29 protein-coding genes are annotated in these 25949 nt (G+C 61.2%); 13 read left to right on the top strand and 16 right to left on the bottom strand.

Translation table 11 applies throughout. From position 1 onward, the window contains the following. The first annotated feature begins 1 nt into the window (after window position 1). The 3 genes from BTE54_RS00925 (at window position 2) to BTE54_RS00915 (ending at window position 2455) form a co-directional block, all read left to right on the top strand. Window positions 2-1084 (top strand): hybrid-cluster NAD(P)-dependent oxidoreductase, encoded by a 1083-nt coding sequence (locus BTE54_RS00925; protein WP_035237666.1) that lies wholly within the window; start codon window positions 2-4, stop codon window positions 1082-1084. A gap of 176 nt (window positions 1085-1260) precedes the next feature. Further along, window positions 1261-1722 (top strand): BA14K family protein, encoded by a 462-nt coding sequence (locus BTE54_RS00920; RefSeq protein ID WP_065654339.1) that lies wholly within the window; start codon window positions 1261-1263, stop codon window positions 1720-1722. A gap of 217 nt (window positions 1723-1939) precedes the next feature. Next, entirely contained in the window at window positions 1940-2455 is a 516-nt protein-coding gene (locus BTE54_RS00915; protein WP_065654338.1) for a BA14K family protein, read from the top strand. A 57-nt stretch (window positions 2456-2512) separates the two neighbouring features. Here the strand turns inward: BTE54_RS00915 and BTE54_RS00910 are convergent, their stop codons facing one another. Further along, window positions 2513-3508, bottom strand: coding sequence for a transporter (locus BTE54_RS00910; RefSeq protein WP_078051183.1), 996 nt, complete (start codon window positions 3506-3508; stop codon window positions 2513-2515). A gap of 221 nt (window positions 3509-3729) precedes the next feature. Between BTE54_RS00910 and BTE54_RS00905 the strand changes: the two genes are divergently transcribed. The 3 genes from BTE54_RS00905 to BTE54_RS00895 all read left to right on the top strand — a co-directional run bounded on the left by BTE54_RS00905 (window position 3730) and on the right by BTE54_RS00895 (window position 6696). Continuing rightward, complete coding sequence (locus tag BTE54_RS00905) at window positions 3730-5514, top strand: acyl-CoA dehydrogenase (protein ID WP_078051182.1); 1785 nt, start codon at window positions 3730-3732, stop codon at window positions 5512-5514. Between the two features lie 10 nt (window positions 5515-5524). Continuing rightward, window positions 5525-6283 carry a crotonase/enoyl-CoA hydratase family protein gene (locus BTE54_RS00900; RefSeq protein WP_078051181.1) on the top strand — a complete coding sequence of 253 codons (759 nt, stop codon included), beginning with the start codon at window positions 5525-5527 and terminating at the stop codon, window positions 6281-6283. Window positions 6284-6372: 89 nt separating this feature from the next. Further along, the gene (locus BTE54_RS00895) at window positions 6373-6696 is read left to right on the top strand and encodes a hypothetical protein (RefSeq protein ID WP_078051180.1); all 324 of its coding nucleotides are present in this window, start codon (window positions 6373-6375) and stop codon (window positions 6694-6696) included. On the opposite strand, the gene BTE54_RS00890 is transcribed toward BTE54_RS00895, so the two are convergent. Then, entirely contained in the window at window positions 6697-7947 is a 1251-nt protein-coding gene (locus BTE54_RS00890; RefSeq protein WP_078051179.1) for a class I SAM-dependent RNA methyltransferase, read from the bottom strand. It lies immediately after the preceding gene. After that, complete coding sequence (locus BTE54_RS00885; RefSeq protein ID WP_065654332.1) at window positions 7944-8696, bottom strand: TlyA family RNA methyltransferase; 753 nt, start codon at window positions 8694-8696, stop codon at window positions 7944-7946. The genes BTE54_RS00890 and BTE54_RS00885 overlap by 4 nt, the downstream gene beginning before the upstream one ends. Window positions 8697-8964: 268 nt before the next feature. Here BTE54_RS00885 and BTE54_RS00880 point away from each other — a divergent pair, with 268 nt between their 5' ends. Continuing rightward, a complete protein-coding gene (locus BTE54_RS00880; RefSeq protein ID WP_078051178.1) occupies window positions 8965-10986 on the top strand; it encodes a methyl-accepting chemotaxis protein in 2022 nt (673 codons plus the stop codon). Between the two features lie 184 nt (window positions 10987-11170). Here the strand turns inward: BTE54_RS00880 and BTE54_RS00875 are convergent, their stop codons facing one another. Further along, window positions 11171-12133 (bottom strand): nucleoside recognition domain-containing protein, encoded by a 963-nt coding sequence (locus tag BTE54_RS00875; protein WP_078051177.1) that lies wholly within the window; start codon window positions 12131-12133, stop codon window positions 11171-11173. A gap of 119 nt (window positions 12134-12252) precedes the next feature. Between BTE54_RS00875 and BTE54_RS00870 the strand changes: the two genes are divergently transcribed. Genes BTE54_RS00870 through BTE54_RS00860 form a run of 3 tightly spaced genes read left to right on the top strand, consistent with a single transcriptional unit; the run spans window position 12253 to window position 13539 of the window. Continuing rightward, window positions 12253-12705, top strand: coding sequence for an Lrp/AsnC family transcriptional regulator (locus BTE54_RS00870; RefSeq protein ID WP_078051176.1), 453 nt, complete (start codon window positions 12253-12255; stop codon window positions 12703-12705). A gap of 39 nt (window positions 12706-12744) precedes the next feature. Continuing rightward, complete coding sequence (locus BTE54_RS00865) at window positions 12745-13128, top strand: ACT domain-containing protein (RefSeq protein ID WP_078051175.1); 384 nt, start codon at window positions 12745-12747, stop codon at window positions 13126-13128. Between the two features lie 39 nt (window positions 13129-13167). Next, entirely contained in the window at window positions 13168-13539 is a 372-nt protein-coding gene (locus BTE54_RS00860) for a nuclear transport factor 2 family protein (RefSeq protein WP_078051174.1), read from the top strand. Between the two features lie 45 nt (window positions 13540-13584). Here the strand turns inward: BTE54_RS00860 and BTE54_RS00855 are convergent, their stop codons facing one another. Then, a complete protein-coding gene (locus tag BTE54_RS00855; RefSeq protein ID WP_078051173.1) occupies window positions 13585-13893 on the bottom strand; it encodes a putative quinol monooxygenase in 309 nt (102 codons plus the stop codon). A 5-nt stretch (window positions 13894-13898) separates the two neighbouring features. Beyond that, the gene (locus BTE54_RS00850; RefSeq protein WP_078051172.1) at window positions 13899-14693 is read right to left on the bottom strand and encodes a helix-turn-helix transcriptional regulator; all 795 of its coding nucleotides are present in this window, start codon (window positions 14691-14693) and stop codon (window positions 13899-13901) included. A gap of 107 nt (window positions 14694-14800) precedes the next feature. Between BTE54_RS00850 and BTE54_RS00845 the strand changes: the two genes are divergently transcribed. Further along, window positions 14801-15163, top strand: a complete 363-nt coding sequence (locus BTE54_RS00845; protein WP_078051171.1) for a nuclear transport factor 2 family protein — start codon at window positions 14801-14803, stop codon at window positions 15161-15163. 42 nt (window positions 15164-15205) lie between these two features. Here the strand turns inward: BTE54_RS00845 and dxs are convergent, their stop codons facing one another. The 7 genes from dxs to BTE54_RS00810 form a co-directional block, all read right to left on the bottom strand. Further along, the gene (gene dxs / locus BTE54_RS00840; protein WP_078051170.1) at window positions 15206-17125 is read right to left on the bottom strand and encodes a 1-deoxy-D-xylulose-5-phosphate synthase; all 1920 of its coding nucleotides are present in this window, start codon (window positions 17123-17125) and stop codon (window positions 15206-15208) included. 99 nt (window positions 17126-17224) lie between these two features. Beyond that, on the bottom strand, window positions 17225-18148 hold the full coding sequence (locus BTE54_RS00835; protein ID WP_065654322.1) for a pirin family protein: 924 nt from the start codon (window positions 18146-18148) through the stop codon (window positions 17225-17227). 303 nt (window positions 18149-18451) lie between these two features. Then, window positions 18452-18706 (bottom strand): exodeoxyribonuclease VII small subunit, encoded by a 255-nt coding sequence (locus BTE54_RS00830; RefSeq protein ID WP_003503059.1) that lies wholly within the window; start codon window positions 18704-18706, stop codon window positions 18452-18454. A 2-nt stretch (window positions 18707-18708) separates the two neighbouring features. Continuing rightward, window positions 18709-19644 (bottom strand): histone deacetylase family protein, encoded by a 936-nt coding sequence (locus BTE54_RS00825; protein ID WP_078051169.1) that lies wholly within the window; start codon window positions 19642-19644, stop codon window positions 18709-18711. 25 nt (window positions 19645-19669) lie between these two features. Beyond that, window positions 19670-20233, bottom strand: a complete 564-nt coding sequence (locus BTE54_RS00820) for a biotin transporter BioY (RefSeq protein ID WP_078051168.1) — start codon at window positions 20231-20233, stop codon at window positions 19670-19672. Between the two features lie 31 nt (window positions 20234-20264). Continuing rightward, entirely contained in the window at window positions 20265-20870 is a 606-nt protein-coding gene (locus BTE54_RS00815; RefSeq protein WP_078051167.1) for an energy-coupling factor transporter transmembrane protein EcfT, read from the bottom strand. Then, window positions 20867-21547, bottom strand: a complete 681-nt coding sequence (locus BTE54_RS00810) for an ABC transporter ATP-binding protein (protein ID WP_078051166.1) — start codon at window positions 21545-21547, stop codon at window positions 20867-20869. Before BTE54_RS00810 ends, BTE54_RS00815 begins: the two co-directional genes overlap by 4 nt. A gap of 113 nt (window positions 21548-21660) precedes the next feature. Here BTE54_RS00810 and BTE54_RS00805 point away from each other — a divergent pair, with 113 nt between their 5' ends. Next, window positions 21661-22854, top strand: coding sequence for a winged helix-turn-helix domain-containing protein (locus BTE54_RS00805; RefSeq protein ID WP_078051165.1), 1194 nt, complete (start codon window positions 21661-21663; stop codon window positions 22852-22854). 162 nt (window positions 22855-23016) lie between these two features. Here the strand turns inward: BTE54_RS00805 and ribB are convergent, their stop codons facing one another. From ribB to BTE54_RS25030, 3 genes are all read right to left on the bottom strand, one after another. Continuing rightward, window positions 23017-24117, bottom strand: coding sequence for a 3,4-dihydroxy-2-butanone-4-phosphate synthase (ribB, locus tag BTE54_RS00795; RefSeq protein WP_003521085.1), 1101 nt, complete (start codon window positions 24115-24117; stop codon window positions 23017-23019). 12 nt (window positions 24118-24129) lie between these two features. Further along, entirely contained in the window at window positions 24130-25227 is a 1098-nt protein-coding gene (aroC, locus tag BTE54_RS00790) for a chorismate synthase (protein ID WP_078051164.1), read from the bottom strand. 160 nt (window positions 25228-25387) lie between these two features. Next, complete coding sequence (locus tag BTE54_RS25030) at window positions 25388-25636, bottom strand: hypothetical protein (RefSeq protein ID WP_162933995.1); 249 nt, start codon at window positions 25634-25636, stop codon at window positions 25388-25390. A 40-nt stretch (window positions 25637-25676) separates the two neighbouring features. Here BTE54_RS25030 and BTE54_RS00785 point away from each other — a divergent pair, with 40 nt between their 5' ends. Continuing rightward, window positions 25677-25937 (top strand): DUF1344 domain-containing protein, encoded by a 261-nt coding sequence (locus BTE54_RS00785; protein WP_003521088.1) that lies wholly within the window; start codon window positions 25677-25679, stop codon window positions 25935-25937. The last annotated feature ends 12 nt before the right edge of the window (window positions 25938-25949 follow it).

Below are 25949 nucleotides of genomic sequence, written 5' to 3'. Positions count from 1 at the left end.
GATGAATATGGTTGTGACCTATAAGCATATTGACGAGATGAAGCCATGGAGCGACAAGCTCCAGCTTCTGGAGTGCATCTCGGTGACGCCCGAGACGCCTGATGTGATGACGTTCCTGTTCCGCTCGGAAGATCAGAACTGGTTCCGTTATTTGCCGGGGCAGTTCGTCACGCTGGAATTGCCGGTGGGCAAGGAGCCGCTTTACCGCACCTACACATTGTCCTCCAGCCCGTCGCGGCCCTATGCGCTGTCGGTCACGGTTAAGGCACAGGCCAACAGCATCGGCACGCGCTGGATGTTCGACAATCTGAAGCCCGGCATGAAAATCCGGGCGCTCGGGCCGCTCGGCGACTTTTCCTACGTCAAGCATCCCGGCGACAAATATCTGTTCATCTCGGCAGGCTCCGGCGTTACGCCGATGATGTCGATGGTGCGCGACATGAGCGACCGCGCCCCGCAGAGCGATATTGCTTTCATCAATTGTTCGCGCACACCCGGCGATATCGTCTTCCGTCACGAGCTGGAATATCTCGCCCGCTTCATGCCGAACCTGTCTCTCGGCTTCATTGTCGAGAAATGCGGCCGCACCGATCTGTGGTCCGGCCTGAAGGGCATGGTGGACAAGGCCAAGATCGCGCTGCTCGCGCATGATTTCATGGAGCGCACCGTCTTCTGTTGCGGGCCGGAGCCGTTCATGGCCGCCGTCCGCTCGATGCTCGATGCCTCCGGCTTCGACATGAGCCGCTATCATCAGGAGAGCTTCGCGCCGGCCGCGCCGGTCACCGTTGGTGAAACAGTTCTCACCGGTGCGGATGGCGAAGCGCTGTCGATGGTGGGCTTCACCCTTTCCGGCAAAGAAATGCCCTGTCAGCCCGGCCAGACGGTTCTGATGACGGCGCGCGCCGCCGGGGTCCGTATCGGGGCGGCCTGCGAATCGGGGATTTGCGGCACCTGCCGGGTGCTGAAGCTTTCCGGTGAGGTGGAGATGAACCACAATGGCGGCATTCTCGATGAGGAAATCGAGGAGGGCTATATTCTCGCCTGCTGCTCACGCCCGTTGACCGACGTAAAGGTGGAAGCCTGATACGAGCAGGCGTTTCATTTCATACGTCTTTCACCGGATGGGTGTCTTGGAACCAAATTTTCCGAAACTCGTTTGCACGTCATCGAATTCTTCTCGGGCAAGGGGCTGACCCTGATCTCCGGCAAGAGAGCGGTGAAAGGCGCTGACAAAGGCGTCAAAGCAAATGGAGGAAGATCATGCTGAATTTCCGGACAACGAGCGTCGCTACAGCGATTGTCGTGTTCTTCACCAGCTTCACGCCATCGCAGGCGTTTCAGGTGCCGGTGCCAATCTCCAAGCCGGCGGTAGCGACCGAAAACGTTGTGCCCGTACAGTACCGTGAGTGGGATCGCCGCCGCCATTGGGACGGTCGTCATATGCGTCGTCCGCCCCCGCATCGCGACGGGTTTTACAATGGTCACCGCGGCTACCGTGACCGTCGTCCGGGCTACCGTTATCACAACGGTTACTGGTTCCCGCTCGCTGCTTTTGCCACCGGCGCTATCATCGGCGGCGCAATGCAGCAGCCCCGTCCGGCGTATGGCGGCAGCCATGTCTCCTGGTGTCAGAACCGCTGGCGTTCGTATCGCGCCTACGACAACACCTATCAGCCCAACAGCGGCCCGCGTCGCATCTGCGTCTCGCCATACAGCCGTTAATTGCAAAAGCTAAAGCCCGGTCTTTACCGGGCTTTTGTCTGAGCCCGGAATTGTCGGGGTTTTGATAAACGAAGCGTGATCGCTCCGTTAATCGTGGGTTCAGCCACACGTCCCTAGGCTGTAGAAGTATACGACACCGCCCACACAAAGGCGGAAATCAGAACAACAAAAATTCACGTTATACGGCCTGTCGACCGTCGTGAATGGAGGAAGTCAGATGAAAAGCTATGTGAAGAATATCCTGGCTGTCGGTCTTTCTGCAATCGTGGTTGCAGGCGCGATCGTTCCGGCCGAAGCCGCCATGCCGGTGCCCGTCGCGCCGAAGAGCGTTGAATCCACCGGCAACGACGCCAGCAAGAACATCGTCAACGTCCAATACTGGCGTGATCGCGATGGCTGGGGCGATCGCCGCGGCTGGTATCGCGGCCACCGTGGTTATCGCGATTACCGTCCGGGCTATCGTCACCATGACGGTTACTGGTTCCCGCTCGCAGCCTTTGCGACGGGCGCGATCATCGGCGGCGCACTCTCGCAGCCGCGTGAAGTGTACCGCCCGGTACCGGAATATCGTCCGCGCCCGGTCTATCGCGAATATCGCCCGGTCCGCCGCGGCGGGCTGAGCCAGGCGCATGTGAACTGGTGCTATGGCCGTTATCGTTCCTACGATGCCTATAGCAACACGTTCCAGCCTTACCATGGTCCGCGCCAGCCCTGCTATTCGCCTTACAGCTGATAGAATACAGGCTGAAATTGAAAGAGCCGTCCGGTCATTGCCGGGCGGCTCTTTGCGTTACAGGATTCGCGCGCGTTTCAGCACGAACCAGGCGAGAGCAACCGAAATCGCGATGAAGATGCTGGCCGACAATGTGCCGCCCGTGCCGACGGTAAACGGCAGCTCATCCGTATTCATGCCGAAGAAACCGGTGACCAGCGAGGGCGGCAGCAGGAATGCCGTCATCAGCGACAGGATATAAAGGTGCCGGTTGGTTTCGGACGAGAGTTTGGAATCGATTTCTTCATGCAGCAGCCTTGCCCGCTCCTGCAGGGCGTAGACGTCGTGGTCGACAGCCTCCAGACGGCCCATCAGGCGTGAGGCGACATCCTCGAAACCATTCGGCATCTCGTCATCATCGGCGGCCGAAGCCCGCCGCATCAGGGTCAGGACGGTGCGCAGATGCCGGTGCAGGCGAACCACCGTGCGGCGCAGCGGGGCAAGACGCCGCCGTTCGTCACGGTTCTCGCTGTCATAGACCATATCTTCGATGGCGTTCAGTTCTTCCGTCGTCTCCATCACCAGATTGATGAGCGAGCGCTGGAATTCCGCCACCAGCCCCTCGAACACATGTGATGGCGTGAGGTAACGGTTGGAATTCTTGTCGACCGCCGCTTTCAGCCGGTCTACCGAATGCAGCGGCTGCAGGCGGGTGGTGATGATGAAACGGTCGCTCACCGCAAAATGCAGCCAGCCGAAATCGCGCGTTTCCTTGTCGAATTCCCGCTGGAAATCGACAAGCGTGCCGTAAAGCGATTTTTCATCGACCACGATGGACGGATGCGTCTCATGGGTGGTGAGGATTGCCCGCGCCGCCGGATCGAGACCTTGTATGGTCTCGAGAAAACCCGCCACACGCTGATCGGCGAGATTGAGATGCAGCCAGAAGAAGCCTTCGCACTCGGCCATTTCGTGAAAGCCGGCATCGGGCGCGAGCCGCCGGCAGGGGGCTGTGCCGGGATGAAAGTGATAGGCCCAGACGAGGCCGGGAATAACGGGTGTTACGAGATCCATCGTGGCAGTCCTGACCGGCTGGATGGGAGGAGGGAGGCGTCTGTCGTTCCGGGGTGGGAGCGGCGTGCGGCGAGGCGCCTTTCAGCGCATGCTGAGCAAATTAATATGACAGTTTTATAACAATCCCGCCGAAATGACGGGAATTTTCAAATTGACGTTTACGTAAAAATCATTTAGCCCGAAGGCAGTAGCAAGATGCCAGAGCTTCGGGAGGAGGCAGCATGTATAGCGCGCCGGTGGACGATATCGCCTTCACACTCAAACATGTAGCGGGTCTCGAAGACGCGCTGTCGACGGGTGCGCTGGGAGACCTTGGGGAAGATCTGGTCGATGCCATTCTGCACGAAGCCGGCCGTTTCGCCACCGCAGAGGTCGCGCCGCTCGCCGAGATCGGCGACCGCCAGGGCGCAAAGCTTGCCGACGGCAAGGTGACGACACCGGATGGCTGGGCCGATCTTTACCGCCGCTGGGCGGAAGCGGGCTGGAACAGCCTGACGGCGCCGGAAGAATTCGGCGGCCAGAACCTGCCGCATATGCTGAATGTCGCCGCACTCGAAATGTGGAATTCCGGTTCCATGGCCTTTGCGCTGGCCCCGACGCTGACCATGGGCGCGGTGGAAGCCCTTGTCGCCCACGGCAGCGATCACCTCAAGCGCACCTATCTGCCGAAACTCGTCTCCGGCGAATGGACAGGCACGATGAACCTCACCGAGCCGCATGCGGGTTCGGATCTCGGCGTCCTGAAGACCCGGGCGGAGCGCAATGGCGACGGCACCTACCGCATCTTCGGCCAGAAGATTTTCATCACCTGGGGCGAACACGACGCGGCGGACAATATCATCCACCTCGTTCTCGCCCGCCTGCCGGATGCGCCGGCCGGCACGCGCGGCATCTCGCTTTTCCTCGTGCCGAAATTCCTGCCCGATGAAAACGGTGCGCCGGGCAGCCGTAACGATCTGTTCTGCCATTCGCTCGAACACAAGCTCGGCATTCACGGCTCGCCCACCTGCACGATGATCTTCGGCGACGGCAAATTCGGCGAAGAGAAGGGCGCTCTCGGCTGGCTGGTCGGTGAAGAGAACAAGGGTCTCGCCTGCATGTTCACCATGATGAACAACGCCCGCCTTGCCGTCGCCATGCAGGGCGTGGCGATCTGCGAAGCGGCGACTCAGAAGGCCATCGAATATGCCAGGGAGCGCACGCAGGGCAAGGCGCCCGGCTGGCAGGGTTCCGGCATGAGCCCGATCATCGAACACCCCGATATCGCCAGAACGCTTCTGACGATGAAGGCGCTGACGCAAGGATCGCGGGCAATTTCCTTCAGCTGCGCGCACGCCATCGACATGGCGCACGCGAGCGAAGACGCCCGGCAGCGCGCTCACTGGCAGGAGCGCGCTGCCCTTTTGACACCCATCGCCAAATCCTTCTCCACCGATGCCGGCGTCGATGTCGCCTCCATGGGCATTCAGGTGCATGGCGGCATGGGCTTCATCGAGGAGACCGGTGCGGCGCGTTATCTGCGCGATGCCCGTATCGCGCCGATTTATGAAGGCACCAATGGCATTCAGGCCATCGATCTGGTGCTGCGCAAGCTGCCGCTCTCCGAAGGCGCGCAGGTGCGCGGTTTCATCGCCGAACTGCGTGAGATCGCCGCCCGCACAGCCGCGTCGAACCGCGACGATCTCGGCGAGACCGGCCGTTATCTCGAAGCAAGCCTTGCCGATCTGGAAACGGCGACTGACTGGCTGTTGGACCGCATCAAGGCAGGCGAAACCGAAACTGCGCTCGCCGGCGCGACGCCCTATCAGCGCCTCTTCGGCCTGGCGCTCACCGGCGCCTATCTCGCCAAGGGCGCATTGGCCGCCGTCGATGATGGCAGGAGCGGGCATCGCGCAGCCCTTTGCCGTTTCGCAGCGGAAAATCTGCTGGGGGAAACGGCGGCGCTGAAGGATCGCGTTATCGCCGGCGCGGCAAGCCTTGCCGCCGCCCGCACCGTATTGGCTTGAGGAGGCTCAGATGTCGGACGAACACATTCTCGTCGAGCGCGTCGGCCATGCGCCGGAAGTTTTGACCATCCGCTTCAACCGGCCGGACAAGAAAAACGCCATCACCGATGCCATGTATCTGCGCATGGCAGACGCCCTGCAAACCGCCAATGCGGACCCGGAAATCCGCGTCGTCGCCTTTCTCGGCACGGAAGGCTGCTTCTCCGCCGGTAACGACATGGCCGATTTTCTGGCCTTCGCCATGTCGGGCGGCAAGGGCAAGCTCGCCGCGCTCGAGCTTCTGAAAGCGCTCGTCGCTTTCGACAAGCCAATGGTATCCGGCGTCGACGGGCTCGCCATCGGCATCGGCACGACGCTGAACCTGCATTGCGACCTGACGGTCGCTTCCAGCCGCAGCCTGTTCAAGACCCCATTCGTGGATTTGGCGCTGGTGCCGGAAGCGGCCTCCAGCCTGCTCGTGCCGAAGCTGATGGGACACCAGCGCGCCTTTGCGCTGCTTGCCATGGGCGAAGGTTTTTCCGCCGAGCAGGCATTGCAGGCCGGAATGATTTGGAAAGTCGTTGCCCCTGAACATGTGGAGAGCGAAACGCTGGCGCTTGCCACCCGGCTTGCGGCCAAACCGCAGCAGGCGCTGAAGATCGCCCGCGATCTGGTTCGCGGCAATCCGGACGATCTTCTCGCCCGCATCGAAGAGGAAGGCCGCCATTTCATCGCGCAACTGCAAAGCGCCGAAGCGCGCGCCGCCTTCGAGGCATTCATGCGTCGTTAAGCGTTCCGGCAGGAATTCCTTGCGGTTAAGCAACCGGGCAATATCGGTTGGGTTAAATAATGCAACGTCATCGCCCGAAAGCCACCCGCATGCGTCCCGTCGTTTTCGCCCTGTCCGTCTTCCTCTGCGCCGCCACTGTCACCGAAGCGGCGGCTATAACGCGCCCTCCGGCGGCTTCCGCCGGCAATATCATTCTGGCGCAATCCGTCATTACCGAAGATGATGGCTCGGATTATTATTCCGGCCGCAATCGCGACCGCCAGCGCCGCGCCCGTTTCGTCTGCGTCATCACCCCGCCGGAGAGCGCCAATCGCCGCCGGCCCTATGTCTGCCCTATCGAGCGGGGCCGCGTGGGCGGCGCCTGCCGCTGCTCGGGCGTGGTCGGTAACGGCACGGTCGATACGGCCTGGTGATTATTTCTCCAGCGTCGCCACCGCTTCCACATGCGGCGACCACAGGAACTGGTCGACCGGCGTGACGCGGGTGATGCGATAGCCGCCTTCCATAAGGATGGTGAGATCGCGCGCAAGCGTCAGCGGATTGCAGCTCACCGCAACGATCTTCTTCACCGTGCTGCGGGCCAGTTCCTTGCACTGGAATTCCGCACCGGCGCGCGGCGGATCGAACACGACTGCATCGTAATTCTTCAGTTCGCTTGTCATCAGCGGTCGGCGGAAGAGATCGCGTTTCTCGACGCTCACCGGTTTGAGGCCCTGCGTGTTGCGGGCGGCAAAATCCAGCGCCTTCAGCGGCTTGTCTTCTGCTTCCACCGCATGCACCTTGCCGATGCGTGCGAGCCTCAGCGCGAAGGTGCCGGAACCGCAGAAGAGATCGGCAATGCGCTTCGATTTGCCGATATGGGCAAGCACCAGCTCGGCCATGGCGTCTTCCGCCTGCTTCGTCGCCTGCGTGAAACTGCCGGCCGGGGGTGAAACCGCAACGCCGCCGAATTCGATGATCGGCTTTTGCGGTTCGATCAGGATTTCACCCGAGAGCGAAACACGGGCAATGCCGCGCATGGCGAGCACCGTTTCCGTGAGGGTGCGCCGCTGCTTGTCGCTGACCGACTTGATGCCCTCGACCGAAATATCTAGGCCCGAGAGCGTTTCGAGAACGGTGATGCGAAACGGTTCGGCATTCGCCACCATGGAAAGCCCGATGGCGCGAATGGCATCCAGCCGCGAGACGATGCCGGGCGAGGTGACGGGACATTCCTCGATGGCGACGATGTGATGGCTGTTCGCCTGGCTGAAACCGAGCAGCAGACCCTTTTCCGTCTTGCGGGCGGCAAACACCGCGCGGCGGCGCTCGCCGGGGCGACAGATGACGAGATCGTCCACCGGCGGCGTCAGGCCCTTTGATTTCAGTGCCGAAACCACCAGCTCCCGCTTGTAGGCATGGTAAGGTTGATCGGAAAGATGCTGCAGCGAACAGCCGCCGCAGGTGCCGTTCTTGCCATCGGGGCCGAAATGGCGGCAGGCCGGTTCACGGCGCTCCGCCGAGGCCTCCGTTATCGACATGACGGTGCCGTGATCTTTCACCTTCGCAATCGCGACCGTTTCGCCGGGCAGCGCGAAGGGCACATAGACCGGGCCGTCGGGACAGTGCGCGATGCCGTCGCCCTGCGCGCCGAGGCTCTTGATGGTGACGGTCTGTGTGCTCATGGCTTTTCGCCTCCGAGAAGAAATTCGATGTTGCCGTCGCCGCCGGAAATCGGCGAGGGAATGAGGCCGAGGCTTTTCCAGCCCATGTCCTCGGTCAGCCAGCGTTCCAGTTCGGCGGCCACGGCAGGCGCCGTTTCCGGTTCTTTCAACAGTCCGGCCTTGCTGATGGCGTCACGCCCCGCCTCGAATTGCGGCTTCACCAGCAGAACCGCGAGAGCGCCGGTTTCCGCAAGCTCGAGTGCCGGCGCAAGCGCAAGCTTCAGCGAAATAAAGGACACGTCGGAGACGATGAAGCCGATGGGCCGGTCATCGATATCTTCCGCCGTCAGGAAGCGCGCATTCAGCCCTTCCAGATTGGTCACCCGCGGATCGTTCTCGATTCTGGCATGCATCTGCCCGTGGCCGACATCGATGGCGGTGACGTGTTTGGCGCCGCGCTCCAGCAACACCTCGGTGAAACCGCCGGTCGAAGCGCCGACATCGAGACAGTCATGGCCCTTCGGATCGAGCCGGAAATGATCGAGCGCGGCTACGAGCTTCAGCGCTGCGCGCGAAACATAGGCCTGCGCGGGATCGCTGATGGCGATTTCGGCATCGCCAGCGACGGTCTGGCTCGGTTTGGTGACGATTTTGCCGTTGACGCTCACGGTGCCGCGCGCAACCGCGTCGCGGGCACGCGAGCGGCTGGCAAAGTGGCCGAGCGACACGAGAAGCTGGTCAAGCCGTTCATTTTCAGATGTTTTGGACATGGTCCCGTGTCAATGACCGCCAAACCCCGCCGATGCAAGCGATTTATCGCTGAAAGGGACCGACGATGCCCGCTGTCGCCCATTGATGTTGCACCGCAAAGTCAGAATGTTCGATTAATCCAATATAAAGGCTTGTATTGCACTTTGTGCACAAGGCCCGTGCGGCCACCGGAACCTGCCATGACGGCATCTCCTCCCATCCACAAAATTGCGGCCGTTGCAGCGCAGACGCTTGCTTCGAGGCATCGGGTCGCCGAGAGAGTTTGCGATGTCGCTTAAAAACCTCCCCATCAATCTGAAGCTCATAGCCACCTTCTGTGCCTTGATGAGTGTGTGCCTGCTCGCGTCCGCGGTCGTATTCTGGCAGACGCTGGGGAGCGAGCGTGTCACCATCGAAAACAACCGTACGAAGGATATCATCCAGGCCGTGGATGGCGCGACGGCAGCCATGCTGGAACAGGCCGTCAATCAGCGCGGCTTCCTGCTGTTTCGCAGCGACAGCACCTATAACGATGTATTCGCCCAGCGCGATCTGATGCTGAAGAAGCTGGACGAAGCCCGCGCGCTGGCCGTCGGCCGGCCGGACATTCTGACATCCATCGACGACATGCAGAAATCCGCCACCGTGTTCTTCAAGGAACTGGCGGAACCGCAGATCGCCGCACGCAAGACGACCGAAGCGCCGATTTCCGAAATTATCGAGATCGGCCGCAATCAGGCCAAGGGCCAGCTCGATGGCTTCCGCGCCTCCGCCGCCAAGATCAAGGAACAGTTGAACGGCCTGTCCACCGCTTACGCGGCAGAACAGCAGGCCGCCGCAATGAACCTGAAATATGCGCTTCTGGGTGGCGGTGCCGTTGCCGGTCTTCTGGCCGTTGCCCTCATCTGGGCGCTGTCGCGCTCCATCGTCACGCCCATCGTTGGCATGACGGCGGCGATGAGCAGGCTTGCCGATGGTGATCTGACGACGGAAGTTCCGGCCACGGATCGTGGCGACGAAGTCGGCAAGATGGCGAAGGCCGTTCTGGTCTTCAAGGAAGCCGGGCTGGAAAAATCCCGCCTTGCCGGCGAGACCGATCGCATGCGCTCCGCGACGGAGGCTGAACGCCGCCGCAACGAGGAAGAAAAGGCCAAGGACGAGGCCGCCAGCGCTTTTGCCAGCGCCGAGCTTGGCAAGGGCCTTGCTGCTCTCGCGGATGGCGATCTTTCCTATCGCATCGAGACGCCTTTTGCGCCTGCCATCGATCCGGTTCGCGTGAATTTCAACAGTGCTGTCGAAAAACTCCAGCAGGCGCTGCGCACCGTCGGTGAGAACGCAGCCGCGATCAATGCCGGCGCTTCGGAAATGCTCTCCGCCGCCGACGACCTGTCGCGCCGCACCGAACAGCAGGCGGCCTCCATCGAGGAAACCGCCGCAGCGCTGGAAGAAGTCACCACCACGGTGCGCGATAGCGCCCGCGGCGCGGAAGATGCCGGCAATCTGGTCCAGCGCGCCCGCGCCGGTGCGGAAAAGTCCGGCGTCGTGGTCCGCAAGGCGGTTGCTGCCATGCGCGAAATCGAAAAGTCCTCGGGCGAAATCGGCAACATCATCGGTGTCATCGACGATATCGCCTTCCAGACCAACCTGCTGGCGCTGAACGCCGGCGTCGAAGCCGCTCGCGCCGGTGATGCCGGCAAGGGCTTTGCGGTGGTTGCGCAGGAAGTCCGCGAACTTGCCCAGCGTTCCGCCAATGCCGCCAAGGAAATCAAGACGCTGATCGGCGCTTCCAGCCAGCAGGTGGAAAACGGCGTCAATCTGGTCGACGAGACCGGCAAGGCTCTGGAACTCATCGTAGCGGAAGTCGAGGAGATCAATGCCCATGTCAGCGCCATCGTTGTCGCTGCCCGCGAACAGGCGACCGGCCTGCAGGAGATCAATACAGCCGTAAACACCATGGACCAGGGCACGCAGCAGAATGCCGCCATGGTGGAGCAGCAGACCGCCGCCAGCCATTCGCTGGCCCGCGAAGCGGAAGCGCTTAACAGCCTGCTCGGCCAGTTCAGAATGGATGGCGCACGCGCTGCCGTTGCCAGTGCCGGCGGCTATTCCGCGCCGCGCCAGTCTTCCGCCAGACCCGCCTTCCAGTCCGCGCCGGCCGCACCGGCCCGCAAGGCTCCGGTAAAATCGGCCTCCGCAACCGCAAGGCCTGTCGCCTCGCCGGCCCGTGCCCTTGGCCAGAGCCTCGCCCGCGCCTTCGGCGGTGCTGCCGAAGCACCGGCTGCCAAGGATCAGGACTGGACGGAGTTCTGAGCCGGGCTTTCAGATTGAACCTATGGATTGGGGGCCGAAAGGCCCCCTTTTTGCGTCGGTCATTTCAGACGGGAAACGCCGCTTGGAGTTTTTTCGCTTTTCTTCGAATCGCGAAAACACTCTAACTCTTTGTTTTGGCGCATTTCCGGACGGAAAACCGGGGTCCACTTTTTCTGGAAATGTTCTATGTGCCCTGTGGCCGGAACATCCGCGCAAAGAACAGCTCGTCCGACAGGCGGTGAAGCAGGGCGGCAATGCCGGCGGTCGCGGCAATGGCGAAAACTAGCCGCCCGGCGAGAACGCCATAAACATCCGCGCCAAGCGACATCACCACGAGCGTGTCCTCGATCACGCTATGGGCAAAACCCATGAACACGCAGGACAGAAACACCTGACGCGGCGAGATCGTCCCCGATTGCGCCTCGCGGATCAGGAAGCCGGCGCCGTAGGAAATGCCGAGAAACAAGCCGATGGCGGTGAGATGCTCAGCCTCGCCGCGAATGCCCGCAAGACGCAGCAGGGGCGAGAGCGCTTTCATCATCAGCGCCAGAAGGCCGGTCAGCCTTAGGATTTCAAGGCAAAGGGAAAGTGCAAGCAGGATGACGAGCACCCAGACCATGGTTTCCCCGAGGCCGAGGAAATAGGCGGTCCATTCAGGCGTGGCGCTCATCGCAATCCAGGCGGGGTTTACCGGGCCTGACAGCCATCCCATCGCCTCCAGAACGTGATGCAGCATGAAGGCATAGAGCAATCCGCCGCCGACGCGCAGCGCCGTGGTGACGATCATGCCCGGTCCCGCCTTTTCAATGATCTTCTGTTCGATGGGCAGGCCATGCGCGAACAGGATGAGTGCCGAAAAAACGGTGATATCCGCAACGGTGAGTGACGATGCGGGCACAAGCGTGAAGATGAGCGGCACCGCACCCCATATGCCGACCAGCATTGCTGTCAGCCAGGCAAGACCAAGCTCCGGCGGCAGCCCGATGAGGTTCATGACCGGCGCAAAGGCAGGCGCCACCGCCTCGATTGCGCCCATCCTCGACAACAGCTCGGTCAGAATGGCAATCGGAACCGTGATCCGCACAAGCACCCAGTAGATTGCAAGCGTTTCCCGCGTTTTTTGCCAGACGGGCAGGAAAAGTGACATGTGAGGCTCCCTGAAGGTTGTTCCCATTCACTAATCCCGGCGCGTTCGCATTTGCGGTCAAAGATTGCAGTTTTATGCAATTTTATTGCAAATCTGGTGGCGGGCGATATGCTGCCGGCATGGATCGGATCGACCGGAAACTTCTGAACCTTTTGCAGAACGATGCGTCGCGCACCAATGTGGATATGGCCGATGAAGTCGGGCTGTCTCCATCCAGTTGCCTGCGCCGCCTTCAGCGGCTGCGCAAGTCTGGCGTGATCGACCGCATCGTGGCGATCCTCAACCCCGCAAAGGCGGGACGGGTGATCAAGGCTCTGGTGACGGTGGAGCTGAAATTGCACGGCGAGCAGCATATGCGCCGCTTTCTGGATATTGTGAGCGCCGAAGAGGCCGTGTCGCAGGCCTATGCCGTCACCGGCGCAACCGATGTCGTGCTGATGCTGCGCCTGCGGGATATGGAAGAATTCGACGCCCTGTGCGACCGGCTCTTCCGCGACCAGCACAATGTCGCGCGCTTTGTCACCATGGTCGTCATCAAGACGGCGAAAGAGGAAACGGCCATAAGGCTTTAACCGGAGCCCTTCGCGGTTTTCCAGAAAGGTAATTTCCAGATGGCGCCTCGCGTTAAGCTACACATTCTGGACGGTTCATATGGGATAGCCCGGCTTCATGCGTCCGAAGCCATTCCGGCATGGGCCGATGGCGGTGGATTTGTTAGTATCACCCGGACCGATGACGAGCTTTCCATCGTCTGCCGGGCAGAGCGCATACCGCTTGATGTGCGGGTCGATGCGGGTTGGTCGTGTTTCAAGTTTCAAGGCCCGTTTACCTTTGATGAGACCGGTATCGTTTTGTCGGTCATCGCGCCGTTGTCCACCAATGGGATAGGAATATTCGTGGTTTCGACTTTCGACGGCGACCACCTTCTGGTGAAGTCGAATGATCTGGAGAAAGCGCTCGACCTGCTGGCAAATGCAGGGCATTCCCTCGTCTAGGAATCCATTTCGCCACGATGTTTTTTGAAGAGGTGCGTTTTGAATAGTGAAATCGAACTGCCGGTGCAAAAGCAGCTTGAGGCCTACAATGCCCGTGACATCGATGCCTTCATGCTCTGGTGGGCGGATGATTGTCAGTATTACGCTTTCCCGGCGACGCTTCTGGCAGGAAGCGCGGCAGAGATTCGGGAACGTCACATCGAGCGCTTCAAGGAACCGGATCTCTATGGGAAACTGCTGACGCGCATTGTCGTTGACAATGTCGTCATCGACCACGAAACGGTTACCCGCAACTTTCCGGAAGGAAAGGGAGAGGTCGACGTTGCCTGTATCTATGAAGTTGAGAACGGCAGGATCGCCAAGGCCTGGTTCAAAATCGGCGAACCGCGGATATTGTCGCGAAAATCCTAGCGCGCGCAAAGGGTGCGCGCGTGGGATTCCTTATGATCCACGTCGCTATGCGGCGTAATCCGCCCGCATGGGGTGCCAGACGGAAATATCGCGCGGGGCGTCCAGAAGCTCGGGCAGGGCGTCGTGCCATGCCTGCCGATAGGGCCGGTGAATCTGAACGTCGATGACGTCCTGATGGTCGCTCCAGGTCTCATGCAGCAGGAAGCGGTTCACGTTTTCACCGTCCCGGTGCAGGGTTGCGTTCACGAAGGTCTTTTCGTGCCGCATGGCGTCGAGCAGTGCATTCAGCAATTCGAGAAAGCGCTCGCGCTGGCCGGGACGGACCTGAAAGCCGATGAGATAGGTGGTGTGCACGGGTCTTACTCCTTGGTGCCTTGCATCAGTGCTTCGCGGGTTGCCGCGTCGGCGGGATAAAAACACTCCAGCACCAGTTCGGACAGCGTGACGTCTGTGGCCGTTCCGAAAACCGTGGTGGTTGAAATGAAGCTCAATATGCCGCCCGAAGACGGATCGCGAAGCTGGAGCGGTATGGCCAGAGGGTCGGCCCCGGCCGCATGGGGCGAGGCCTTTGGTGCAGGATAGGCCGCAAGCTCCGCATGTAGCCGGGAAAGCACCTCGTCTCCCGTCTCTTCGACCTGACGGCGTAGGCGTTCCAGCAGGTGATGACGCCATTCGGCGAGGTTGACGATGCGCGAACTCAGGCCCTGCGGATGCAGGCTCAGCCTCAAGGCGTTGAGCGGCGGGCGAAGCAGCTCTTCTGAAACGCCGGCCAGAAGCGACGTGATCGCCCCATTGGCGAGAACGACGTTCCAGTGCCGGTCAACGGCAAGGGCGGGGAAGGGCATATGCCCGTGCACCACGGTTTCGACCGCCTGCCGGGCCGCCGCCATATCGGGCGCATCCATCGGCCGTTCGGAATGAACAGGCGCATAACCCGCCGCCAGCATCAGCCGGTTGGCGGCGCGGGCGGGCATGGAAAGCTGCTCCGCCAGTTTCACGAGCATCTCGCGGCTGGGGGATGATCGCCCGCTTTCCACGAAACTCAGATGGCGCGCGGAGATATCCGCCTCCATCGCCAGATCGAGCTGGCTCAACCTGCGGCGCGCACGCCATTCCTTCAGCACCTGGCCGACATGTTCTCGATGATGTGTCATGCCCCGCAGCCTAGCAGAAGAGAGCGGCAATGCGATTACCTCTGAGGTAATTGTTCCGCTTCCCGACCCCCGGCATGTTTGGGCCGTCAACCAGAAGGAGCGCAATCATGACGCCGCATCTCACAATCGCCGAAACCTATCTCGCAGCATGGAACGAGGAGGACAATGAACGCCGCAGGCATCTCGTCGGTCAGGCATGGGCAGAAAATACGCGCTACGTCGATCCGCTGATGCAGGGCGAAGGCCAGCAGGGGATCGCTGCGATGATCGAGGCGGCGCGGCAGAAGTTTCCGGGATATCGTTTCGTTCTTGCCGGCACCCCGGATGGCCACGGCAATTTCACCCGTTTCTCATGGCAGCTCATTTCGCCTGATGGGGATGATGTTGCGGGTGGTACCGATGTCGTCAGCCTGAATGGCGAGGGGCGGATCGAAAATGTCGTCGGTTTTCTCGACGGCGCTGCATCCTGAGGCAGAGGCGGGATCGTCCCGCCTCCTGTCCCGGCAATCTTTTTAGCCGGCGAAACCGACGCCGGCCTGACGCTGGCCGAGCGCATTGAACACGGTGGAAACGATGCCGGCCCGGTCGAGGCCGGCATTGGCATACATGGTCTCCGGCTTTGCCTGCTCCACCCACTGGTCGGGCAGGGTCAGCGTCCGCACCTTCGGGCCATGGTCTAGCAGGCCGGCGCTCGCCATGAAATGCAGCACATGCGCGCCGAAACCGCCGACGGAGCCTTCCTCGATGGTCACCAGCACTTCGTGATGGGCCACAAGCTGGCGGATAAGGTCGATATCGAGCGGCTTGGCGAAGCGCGCATCGGCAACCGTGGTGGAAAGGCCGGCCGCTTCAAGGTCTTCGGCCGCCGCCAGGCACTCCGCCAAACGGGTGCCGAAGGAGAGCAGCGCGACCTTGGTGCCTTCCTTGATGATGCGGCCCTTGCCGATCTGCAGAATCTCACCGCGTGCGGGCATCTCGACGCCCACGCCTTCACCGCGGGGGTAACGGAAGGAAATCGGGCCTTCGTCATAGGCCGCAGCCGTGCGCACCATATGTTTCAGCTCCGCCTCGTCGGCCGCCGCCATCACCACCATGCCGGGCAGGGTGGCGAGGAACGTCGTGTCGAAGGAGCCGGCATGGGTCGGCCCATCCGCACCGACAAAACCGGCGCGGTCGATGGGGAAACGCACCGGCAGGCTCTGGATGGCGACATCGTGCACCAACTGGTCGTAACCGCGTTGCAGGAAGGTGGAATAAAGCGCGCAGAACGGCTTGTAACCGTCAGCCGCAAGCCCCGCCGCAAAGGTGACGGCATGCTGCTCGGCAATGCCGACATCGAAGGTGCGGGCCGGGAAAAGCTCGGCCATCTTGTCGAGGCCGGTGCCGTTCGGCATGGCGGCGGTGACGCCGATGATCTTGTCGTCGAGGGTGGCTTCCTGAATCAGCGCTTCGGCAAAGACACTGGTATAGCTCGGCGCATTCGGTTTGGCTTTCGCCTGCGCGCCGGTGATGACATCGAACTTGTTAACACCGTGATATTTGTCGGCTGCGGCTTCCGCCGGTGCGTAACCTTTGCCCTTCTGCGTCACCACATGGATGAGGACGGGGCCTTTCTGGTTGTCGCGCACATTGCGCAGCACCGGCAGCAGGTGATCGAAGGAGTGACCGTCGATCGGGCCGATGTGATAGAAGCCAAGCTCCTCGAACAGCGTGCCGCCGGTCACGTAACCGCGCGCATGTGTCACGGCGCGGGTAATGGCGCGGTCGATGGTCTTGCCGAGATAGGCGGTGAGTTTCTTGCCGAAATCGCGGAAGCCCATATAGGTGCGGCCGGAGGCGAGGCGCGCCAGATAAGCGCTCATCGCGCCGGTCGGCGGCGCAATCGACATGTCGTTGTCGTTGAGGATGACGATCAGCCGCGCATCGAGCGCGCCGGCATTGTTGAGCGCCTCAAACGCCATGCCGGCGGACATCGACCCGTCGCCGATGACGGCGATCACCTTGCGGTCGCTGCCATCAAGGCCCGCCGCCACCGCCATGCCGAGACCGGCGGAAATGGAGGTGGAAGAATGGCCGGCGCCGAAATCGTCATAGTCGCTTTCGGCCCGCCGGGTGAAGCCGGAAAGCCCGCCTTCCTGCCGCAGCGTGCGAATGCGGTCGCGCCGACCGGTCAGGATTTTATGCGGATAACATTGGTGGCCGACATCGAAGATCAGCCGGTCTTCGGGCGTGTTGAAGACCTTGTGAATGGCAATCGTCAATTCCACCACGCCAAGGCCGGCACCCAGATGGCCACCGGTCTTCGACACCGCGTCGATCATCTCGTCGCGCAGTTCCCGTGCCAGTTCCGGCAGGTCGCGATCGTCGATCTCCTTGAGATCGGAGGGAAAATTCACCCGGTCGAGCAGTGGGGTCTGGGGCATTCCGGTCAATCGTTCGGCCTTTTCTCGTGGTCAGCAGGGGGCACCGGAGCGTCTTTCATGGTGAAAGCCGACGGTCCATTCCTGCATGTCGTACACTTCTATAGAATTTCAACCTTCCGGCAAAGGGACAAACTCTTCTTCGTCGCCGGGAACGATATCGAAGCGTCCGGTTCTCCACTCCTGTTTGGCCTGCTCTATGCGTTCTTTTGATGACGAAACGAAGTTCCACCAGATGTACCGACGCTGATTGAGCGCCGCCCCGCCGAAGATCATGATATGACAGCCATTGCTGCCGGCCTGCAACGTGATGTCGTCGCCGGGCCGGAAGACGAGCAACTGATCGGCGGCGAAAATGTCACCTGCCACATCCAGCGAACCGGACAGAATATAGATCGCCCGCTCCTCGTGATCGGCGGAGAAGGGAAATTTCACACCCGGCTCCAGCGTCAGGTCGACATAAAGCGTATCGGTAAAGGCCGAAACCGGGGAGGTGAGGCCTTCGAATTCGCCGATCACCACGCGGCCGGTCGCGCCTTTGATATCGATCAGCGGCATGTCTTCCCTGGCCGTATGGGCAAAGGCGGGGTCGATTTCTTCCATGTGGTCCGGCAGGGCAAGCCATGTCTGCAGGCCGGACATGGAAAGCGGATGGCCGCGCAGGTTTTCGGGCGTGCGTTCCGAGTGAACGATGCCGCGCCCGGCCGTCATCAGGTTGATGTCGCCGGGGCGGATGACGAGTTCGGTGCCGAGACTGTCGCGATGCTTGATTTCGCCGTCGAACAGATAGGTGACGGTGGAAAGCCCGATATGCGGATGCGGTTTGACGTCGAGTGCCTCGCCCGCTTTCAGGATCGCCGGGCCCATGCGATCGAAAAAGATGAAGGGGCCGACGAGACGCCGCTGCCGGGTCGGCAGCGCACGACGCACGGCAAAGCCCCCAATGTCGCTGGTGCGCGGAATGATGAGGTTTTCGATGGCGTCGCAGGCAAAGGCATCACCCGCGACGGGATCGTTACCGGGAAAGAAGGACATATTTTGCTCCTCGTATCTTCGAACGGGAGTTTATCACAACTGATGGTGCGGGGGAGCATCGGGATATCGAACGCTGTGTTTGTGCGTCGTTAGCAGATGGGGGGAGCGAATTTAACTCTGCTTAACCTACAAACTCCCTCATTCCTGTGCTTGTCACAGGAATCTAGCCAGCCCAAGTCCTTGGGCTGAAAAGACTTTCCCCGCCGCGCAGACGCGCGTCGACTGGATTCCTGTGACAAGCACAGGAATGAGGGAGGGTGGGGTCGTTTGTCGAAGCAACGAAACGTTCCGCCTGCCGGACAATCACTCCCCGTCCAGCGGCTCTACACCCTGCGGCTTGCCGGCCCGGTCGAGGCGAATCTTCTCGATTCGCTTTTCGGCAGCGTTCAACAGTGTTTCGCAATGCTTCTTCAGGGCTTCGCCGCGCTCATAGATGGCGATGGATTCGTCCAGCGCCACGTCTCCGCGTTCCAGACGTGCGACAATGCTTTCCAGCTCGGCGACGGCTTTTTCAAAGGAATAACCGCTGACATCGGCTGTGTTGGCATTTTCCGTCATGTTCAACCCTTCATCATTCTCAAAATATGCATGGCTGCCGATTCCGCCAGCCCTTCCAGATCATAACCGCCTTCCAGCAGGCTGACGACCCGGTTCGACGTGTATTTATCGGCCATTTCCAGAAGCCGGCCCGTTGCCCAGTCGAAATCCTCGCCCACCAGATTGATCTGCGCGAGCGGATCGCGGTGATGCGCATCGAAACCGGCGGAGATGAGAATGAGATCGGGCGAAAAATCGGCAATCGCCGGCAACACGCGGGATTTGAAGGCCTCGCGGAAATATTCGCTGCCGGTGTTGGGCGAAAGCGGCGCGTTGACAATGTTGTTCTTCACGCCGGTTTCGTTTTTGTCGCCGCTCCACGGATAAAGCGGCATCTGGTGGGTGGAGCAGAACAGCACGGATGTGTCGTTCCAGAAAATATCCTGCGTGCCGTTGCCGTGATGCACGTCCCAGTCGATGACGGCGACGCGCTCTGCGCCGTGCGCCTTCTGCGCATGGCGGGCGGCAATCGCCACATTGTTGAAAAGACAGAAGCCCATGGCCTTTGCGGTTTCGGCATGGTGGCCGGGCGGGCGGGCGGCGACGAAGACATTGTCGGCAGCGCCGGTAAACACGTCATCCACTGCCGCCATGGCCGCACCGATGCCGGTCAGCGCCGCCTGCAGACTTTTGTGCGAGACGTAGGTGTCGGCCTCGACGCGGTTGATCTCGCCATCCTCTTCGGGGATCTGCCGCATGATGGCAAGCAGATGCTCCTCCGGATGCGCCAGCAGCACCGCATCCTCATTCGCCTGCGGGGCTTCTTTGCGTTCCAGCCGCTCGAAATTCGGGTGTTCGAGCGCGATGTTCAGCGACCGCAGGCGGTCCGGCCGCTCGGGGTGGCCGGATGGCGTGATATGCTCCAGGAAGATCGGATGTTCGTATAAACGCGTCGCCATTCTTTTCCTCCCGAAGAAAGTCCGTTCAGGCGCGCTGCGGCAGAAGCGGATAACCGGCCATCACGGCGCGGCCGGCAAGTGCGGCAAGCACGGCCTTCAGCGCATCGCCCGGAATGAAGGCGAGCGAACCCATGAAGGCCTTCTCGAAACCAAGCCCGACGACCACAGCCAGATAGGTGATGCCGAAAGCATAAAGCACGACCACGCCGCCAATCAGGCTGGCGACGAAGAAACCGATGCCCTGTGTGAGAGCGGACTGGCCGCGATTGACGAGCTTTTCCGAGAGCGTGCCGGTGACGAAGGCAGCTGCGATCCAGCCGATCAGGAAGCCGGTGGTCGGCGTGGTGAAAATCGAAAGACCGCCGCGTCCGCCCGAAAGCACCGGCAGGCCGATGGCGGCAATCAGGATCGTCAGGAGAACCGCCAGCGTACCGCGCTTCGCGCCCAGCACGACACCGGCCAGCATGACGCCGAGCGACTGCGCGGTGATCGGCACGGGGATGAAACCGAGCGTGATCGGCGGCAGAAGCCCGAGTGCGATGATGATGGCGGAAAACAGCGAAATCAGCACAAGGTCGCGGGTCGTCATGGCTCGGAAACTCCGGATGGTTATCTGGCCGTCAGCTTTGGCCTCTGAAACCGCGCGCGTCAATGGCGTCGGCAATGGCATCGGCATCCTTCAACGTCATAATCACCAGCGGCACGATGATGGTGGCCATCCGCACAGGCAGGCCGCGCGCCCGATGCGCATCGCGCACCGCATGGTAACGGTTGACGATTTCAGGCACGAACCGCACGACGAGCCCGACCGCAAGCCCGATATCGGCGGCCTTCACCAGCCCCAGCCTTTCCAGCGGGGCGGCGGCAAGCGCGATCTCGTCCATGAATTGCGAGATGCTGACGGTGATGGTGACGGCGGTGGCAAGCAGCGCCAGCGCCGTCAGCCGCAAAAGATTGACACTGGCATCATGGGCCGGAAGCAGGAGGTAGCTGAAGGCGGCGACGAGGAAGATGGTCAGCATCACCGGCCGCAGCCGCAGGCCGATATCCTTGAAAGGCAGCCGCGTAGCGCCCAGAATAAGGGCGGCCAGAACCGTCGCGCATACAAGAGCCAGCAGATCGCGGGTGAGGAACAATGCGATGCTGAAACCCATGAGCGTCAGCAGCTTGAGGCGCGGCGAGACGCGGTAGAGCCAGCCAGTGCCTTCCACATGTAGCGATTTCATCGCGATGCCACCTCCAGATAGCGCGCCACCGCTTCCTCGGGTGCGGCGTCGGCGACCAGTGCGCCTTCATGGAACACCAGCACCCGGTCGAAACCCGCAACCAGCGGCAGATCGTGGGTGATGACGATCAGCGCCTGCGACAGCGCCGCCATGGTCTTTTCCACGGTGGCTCGGTTTTTGAGATCGAGCTGGTTGGTCGGCTCATCGAGAATGAGGAGCTGCGGTTCGGTGACCAGAAGCGCCGCCAGCGCTGCAAGCTGCAATTCGCCGCCGGAAAGCTCATGCGCGCGCCGTTCTTCGAGGTGAGGTATGTCGAGCCGGGCGAGAACGGCTTTCACCCGGGCTTCGGTTTCGGCCTTGCCGAGGCCGAGCCGCTTCAGCCCGAAGGCGACATCGTCACGCACGATTGGCAGGATGATCTGGTTCTGCGGATTCTGGAAGATGAAGCCGACCGCCTGCAAGACCGCCTTGGCGTCGCTCACGGTGTCGAGGCCGTTCACCGAAACCTTGCCCTCGCTCGGTTTGTTCAGCCCGTTGATCAGCCGCGCAAAGGTGGTCTTGCCGGAACCATTGAGGCCGATCACGCCGATGCGCCGTTCCGTCAATGTCACAGACAGCGGCTGCAGGGCCTGCCGGCCCTCGAAAGCGACGCCGGCGGCGGTAAAACGGATTTCCAAGCTTACATCCTCACGCTCTTTTTCCGGTTCTATACCCCGTCATCAACAGAAGTGAAACAAGGAACAAAAAAAGAACATTGCAATCGCGAAAAAGCCGTTCTACCTTCTGCGCCATGGCGATCAAGGTTTCGAACGAAGCGGCAAGGCGGATTTTTCTGGCGCGGCAGGGGCTTTCCTCTCCGCCCGGCAAGGCGCTTTCCAAGGATGGCCTGTTGCAGCTCATCACCGATATCGGTTTTGTGCAGGTGGACAGCATCGGCACGGTGGAGCGCGCCCACCACCAGATTATTTTCTCCCGCAACCAGACCTACAGGCGCGGCCATCTGACCACGCTTTTGGAAAAGGACCGGGCGCTTTTCGAGCACTGGACGCATGACGCCTCCATCCTGCCGACGGAATTTTATCCCTATTGGAAACATCGTTTCCGCCGCCGCGAGCCGATCATTCAGGAGCGCTGGCGCAAATGGCACGGCGAGGGCTTCGATGCCGCATTCGGCGAAACGCTGGAGCGCATCGCTGCCACCGGTCCGGTTCTGGCGCGTGAACTGAAGGAGGAGGGGCATCAGTCCGGCGGTTGGTGGAACTGGCATCCCTCCAAAACCGCACTCGAATATCTCTGGCACACCGGCAAGCTCGCGATTGCCGGCCGCGTCAATTTCCAGAAGGTCTATGATCTCGCCGAACGGGTCATTCCCGGCGAGCATCACGAAACCGAGGTAGAACAGACCGAATTTGTCGACTGGGCCTGCCGTGAGGCGCTGAAGCGGCTGGGTTTCGCCACCCATGGCGAAATCGCCGCGTTTTTCGATCTCGTCACGCCGCAGGAGGCGAGGGACTGGGTCAAAAGCCATCGCGATGAACTCTGCGAGGTCTCGCTTCTCTCCAGCGATGGAGACAATGCCCGCCCGTCTTTTGCCTTTGCCGATTTCACCGCCGACCTGACCGACGTGCCGGAACCTTCCGCCCGCGTCCGTGTTCTCAGCCCCTTCGACCCGCTGCTGCGCGACCGAAATCGCACGGAGCGGCTGTTCGGCTTCTATTACCGCATCGAGGTCTTCGTGCCCGAGCCGAAAAGGCAATATGGCTATTATGTCTTCCCGCTTCTGGAGGGTGACAGGCTGATCGGCCGCATCGACATGAAGGCGGATCGCAAGCGCGGCACGCTGGATGTGCGCCGCCTGTGGCTGGAGCCTGGTGTCCGTGCCTCGGCTGGTCGGCTGGAGAAGCTCGATGCGGAATTGTCGCGGCTTGCGAAGTTCACAGGGGTCGAGAGCGTGAACTATCTGGAGGGGTGGCGGGAGGTATAATTGCTTCCCAGGCCACGGTCTTTCGTCATGCTCGGGCCTGTCCCGAGCATCTGCAACGGACAACGTGTTGAAAGCGTTCGCAGATCCTCGGCACAAGGCCGAGGATGACGTAGAGCGGGCGGAGAGCGCACCAAACCGAAGCGCTCCCGCGACGACCCCAAATCAACCGATATCAGTCGCCGAAATCTTGATGCCGAACCCCTCGAGACCGACGTAATGCCGCTCGCGGGTGGTCATCAGCTTGATGGAGCTGATGCCGAGGTCTTTCAGGATTTGCGCGCCGAGGCCGATTTCCAGCCATTCGTTTTCGCGCGAACGGGCCTGCGCATGCGCCTCATCCGGATCACGGGCCTTGCGACGTCCGGCCACCTGGCCGACGCCGACCGAGCCTTCGCGCAGATAGACGATGACGCCGCGGCCTTCTTCGGCGATCTTCTGCATATAATGCCGCACCGGCTGGCGGTCGCCGAACACATCGTCGGCCACGTTTTCGGGGTGCAGGCGCACGGGAATGTCGATGCCGTCGCGGATATCGCCGAAAATCACCGCCATATGCTGCATCGGATCCCAGGGCAGGGAATAGGTCTGCGCCTTGGCGGGTCCGAAGGGCGTCTCGATGGTGAAGGAGGACTCCATCTCCACCAGCGTTTCCTTGCGCTGGCGATAGGCGATGAGATCGGCGACCGAAACGTGCTTCATGCCGTGTTTTTCGGCGAAATCCAGCACCTGCGGTCCGCGCATCACCGTGCCGTCGTCATTCACCAGCTCGCTGATGACGCCGATGGGCGGCAGGCCGGCGAGCCGGCAGAGATCGACCGCCGCTTCGGTATGGCCGGAGCGCATCAATACGCCGCCCTCGCGGGAAATCAGCGGGAAGATGTGGCCCGGCCGGGTGAAATCGGAGGCACCAACATTGGGATTGGCAAGGTTGCGCACCGTGAGCGTGCGGTCATCGGCGGAAATGCCTGTCGTGGTGCCGTGCTTGAAATCGACGCTGACGGTGAAGGCCGTGGTATGCGCGCTGTCATTTTCCGCCACCATGGCGTTGAGGTTCAGCCGCTTGGCTTCCTCGCGCGGCATGGGCGCACAGACGATACCGGACGTGTGGCGCACGATCAGCGCCATTTTCTCCGGCGTGCAGTGAACCGCCGAAATGATCAGATCGCCTTCGTTCTCACGGTCGTCATCATCGGTCACGACAACGATTTCACCGGCTTCGAAAGCGCGGATGGCGTCCACGACGCGTTTCTGGTCATAGGCCATGGCGATATCCCCTCACTTCAAACGGCCGGTCTGGCCGCGATCCCTCAGATAATGGTCGGCAACGGTGCAGGCGATCATCGCTTCGCCGATAGGCACGGCGCGGATGCCGACGCAGGGGTCGTGGCGGCCCTTGGTGCGCACATCCACATTGTTGCCGTCGGTATCGATGGAAAGACGCTCCGTCAGAATGGAGGAGGTGGGCTTGATAGCGAAGCGGGCGATGACAGGCTCGCCGGTCGCAATGCCGCCCAGAATGCCGCCGGCGTGGTTGGAGAGGAAGATCGGCTTGCCGTCATTGCCCATGCGCATCTCATCGGCATTTTCCTCGCCGGAAAGCTCGGCCGATGCGAAACCTTCGCCGATTTCCACGCCCTTGACGGCGTTGATCGACATCAGGCTGGAGGCGATATCCTGATCGAGCTTGGCATAGATCGGCGCGCCGATGCCGGCCGGAACCCCTTCAGCCACCACTTCGACGACGGCCCCGATGGAGGAGCCGGCCTTGCGGATGCCGTCGAGATACTCTTCCCACACCGGCACCATGGCGGCATCCGGGCAGAAGAACGGGTTCTGGTCGACCTGATCCCAATCCCAGTTGTCGCGGTTGATTTTGTGCTTGCCGATCTGCACCAGCGCGCCGCGCACATTGAGGCTCGGCACCACCTTGCGGGCAATCGCACCGGCCGCGACACGCGCCGCCGTCTCGCGCGCGGAAGAACGTCCGCCGCCGCGATAGTCGCGAATGCCGTATTTCAGGTCATAGGTGAAATCCGCATGGCCGGGGCGGAAGCGCTTGGCGATCTCGCCGTAATCCTTGGAGCGCTGGTCGGTATTTTCGATCAGCATGGAAATCGGCGTGCCGGTGGTTATCATCGTCTCGCCGTCCTCATCCAGCATCACGCCGGAGAGAACCTTGACGATGTCATCCTCGCGGCGCTGCGTCACGAAACGGCTTTGGCCCGGTTTGCGTTTGTCCATCCAGTGCTGCACCTCGGCAAGGGTGAAGCGAATGCCGGGCGGGCAGCCATCCACCACGCAGCCAAGTGCAGGCCCGTGGCTTTCTCCCCAGGTGGTAACGCGGAAAAGATGACCGAAACTGTTATGCGACATATTTTCAAAACCGGAAAACAGGGCGCCTGCGGGGAGCGCCGTTTAAGACAAGCGGATTTGTCTTAGTGGAAAATCCGGGCAAGGCAAAAGCCTTTCTTTCGCTGCCGTGGGATAAGTGCAGGGCACGGCGCCCTGACTGGAGACCCGCATGTCCGCGCCCTCATTTCTGGCGTGGCACGGGGAAGAGGGCAACGGGGCGATTCGCGCCGGCCGGAGACGTTTTTCGAAATGACGAAAATGTAAAAGCGCCGTCGTTTTCCACGTTAATCCGGAGTTTTCCAATATTGCCGGGAAATGCGGTGTAAAAATCACTAACGGCTTGAACACGATCCCAAATCCGTTCATCAATTGGGCCGAAAATGTCATGGTTGCGGGCAATTTCCGCCACATTCGAAAGGCAATTCTTCATGCATGTAAGGTTTTCACGCAAATCCACGAAAGCTAGATCGATGCGTATGATGATTGCCGCCCTTCTGGCCACCGCCAACCTCCTGATGCCCATCAACGGCTACGCCCAGAGCGTCGACGTGGAAGGCACGATCAGCAAGATCGATGCAAATGGGCTGAGCATTACGCTCAACGACGGCAAGACCTATCGCGTGCCGGAAGAGTTTAATTTCGAAGGTCTGAAAGCGGGCGTGAAGGTCGTGGTTTTCTACACGGAAGTGGATGGGAAACGCGTGGTCGACGATCTTCAGGTCGTGCAGTAAGCACCAGCCCCT

The sequence above is a fragment of the Agrobacterium sp. YIC 4121 genome, assembly GCF_002008205.1.
In the GTDB taxonomy this organism is placed as follows: domain Bacteria; phylum Pseudomonadota; class Alphaproteobacteria; order Rhizobiales; family Rhizobiaceae; genus Agrobacterium; species Agrobacterium leguminum.
Note: the sequence above shows the minus strand (reverse complement) of the source record. Positions and strands in the feature narration are given on the sequence as shown.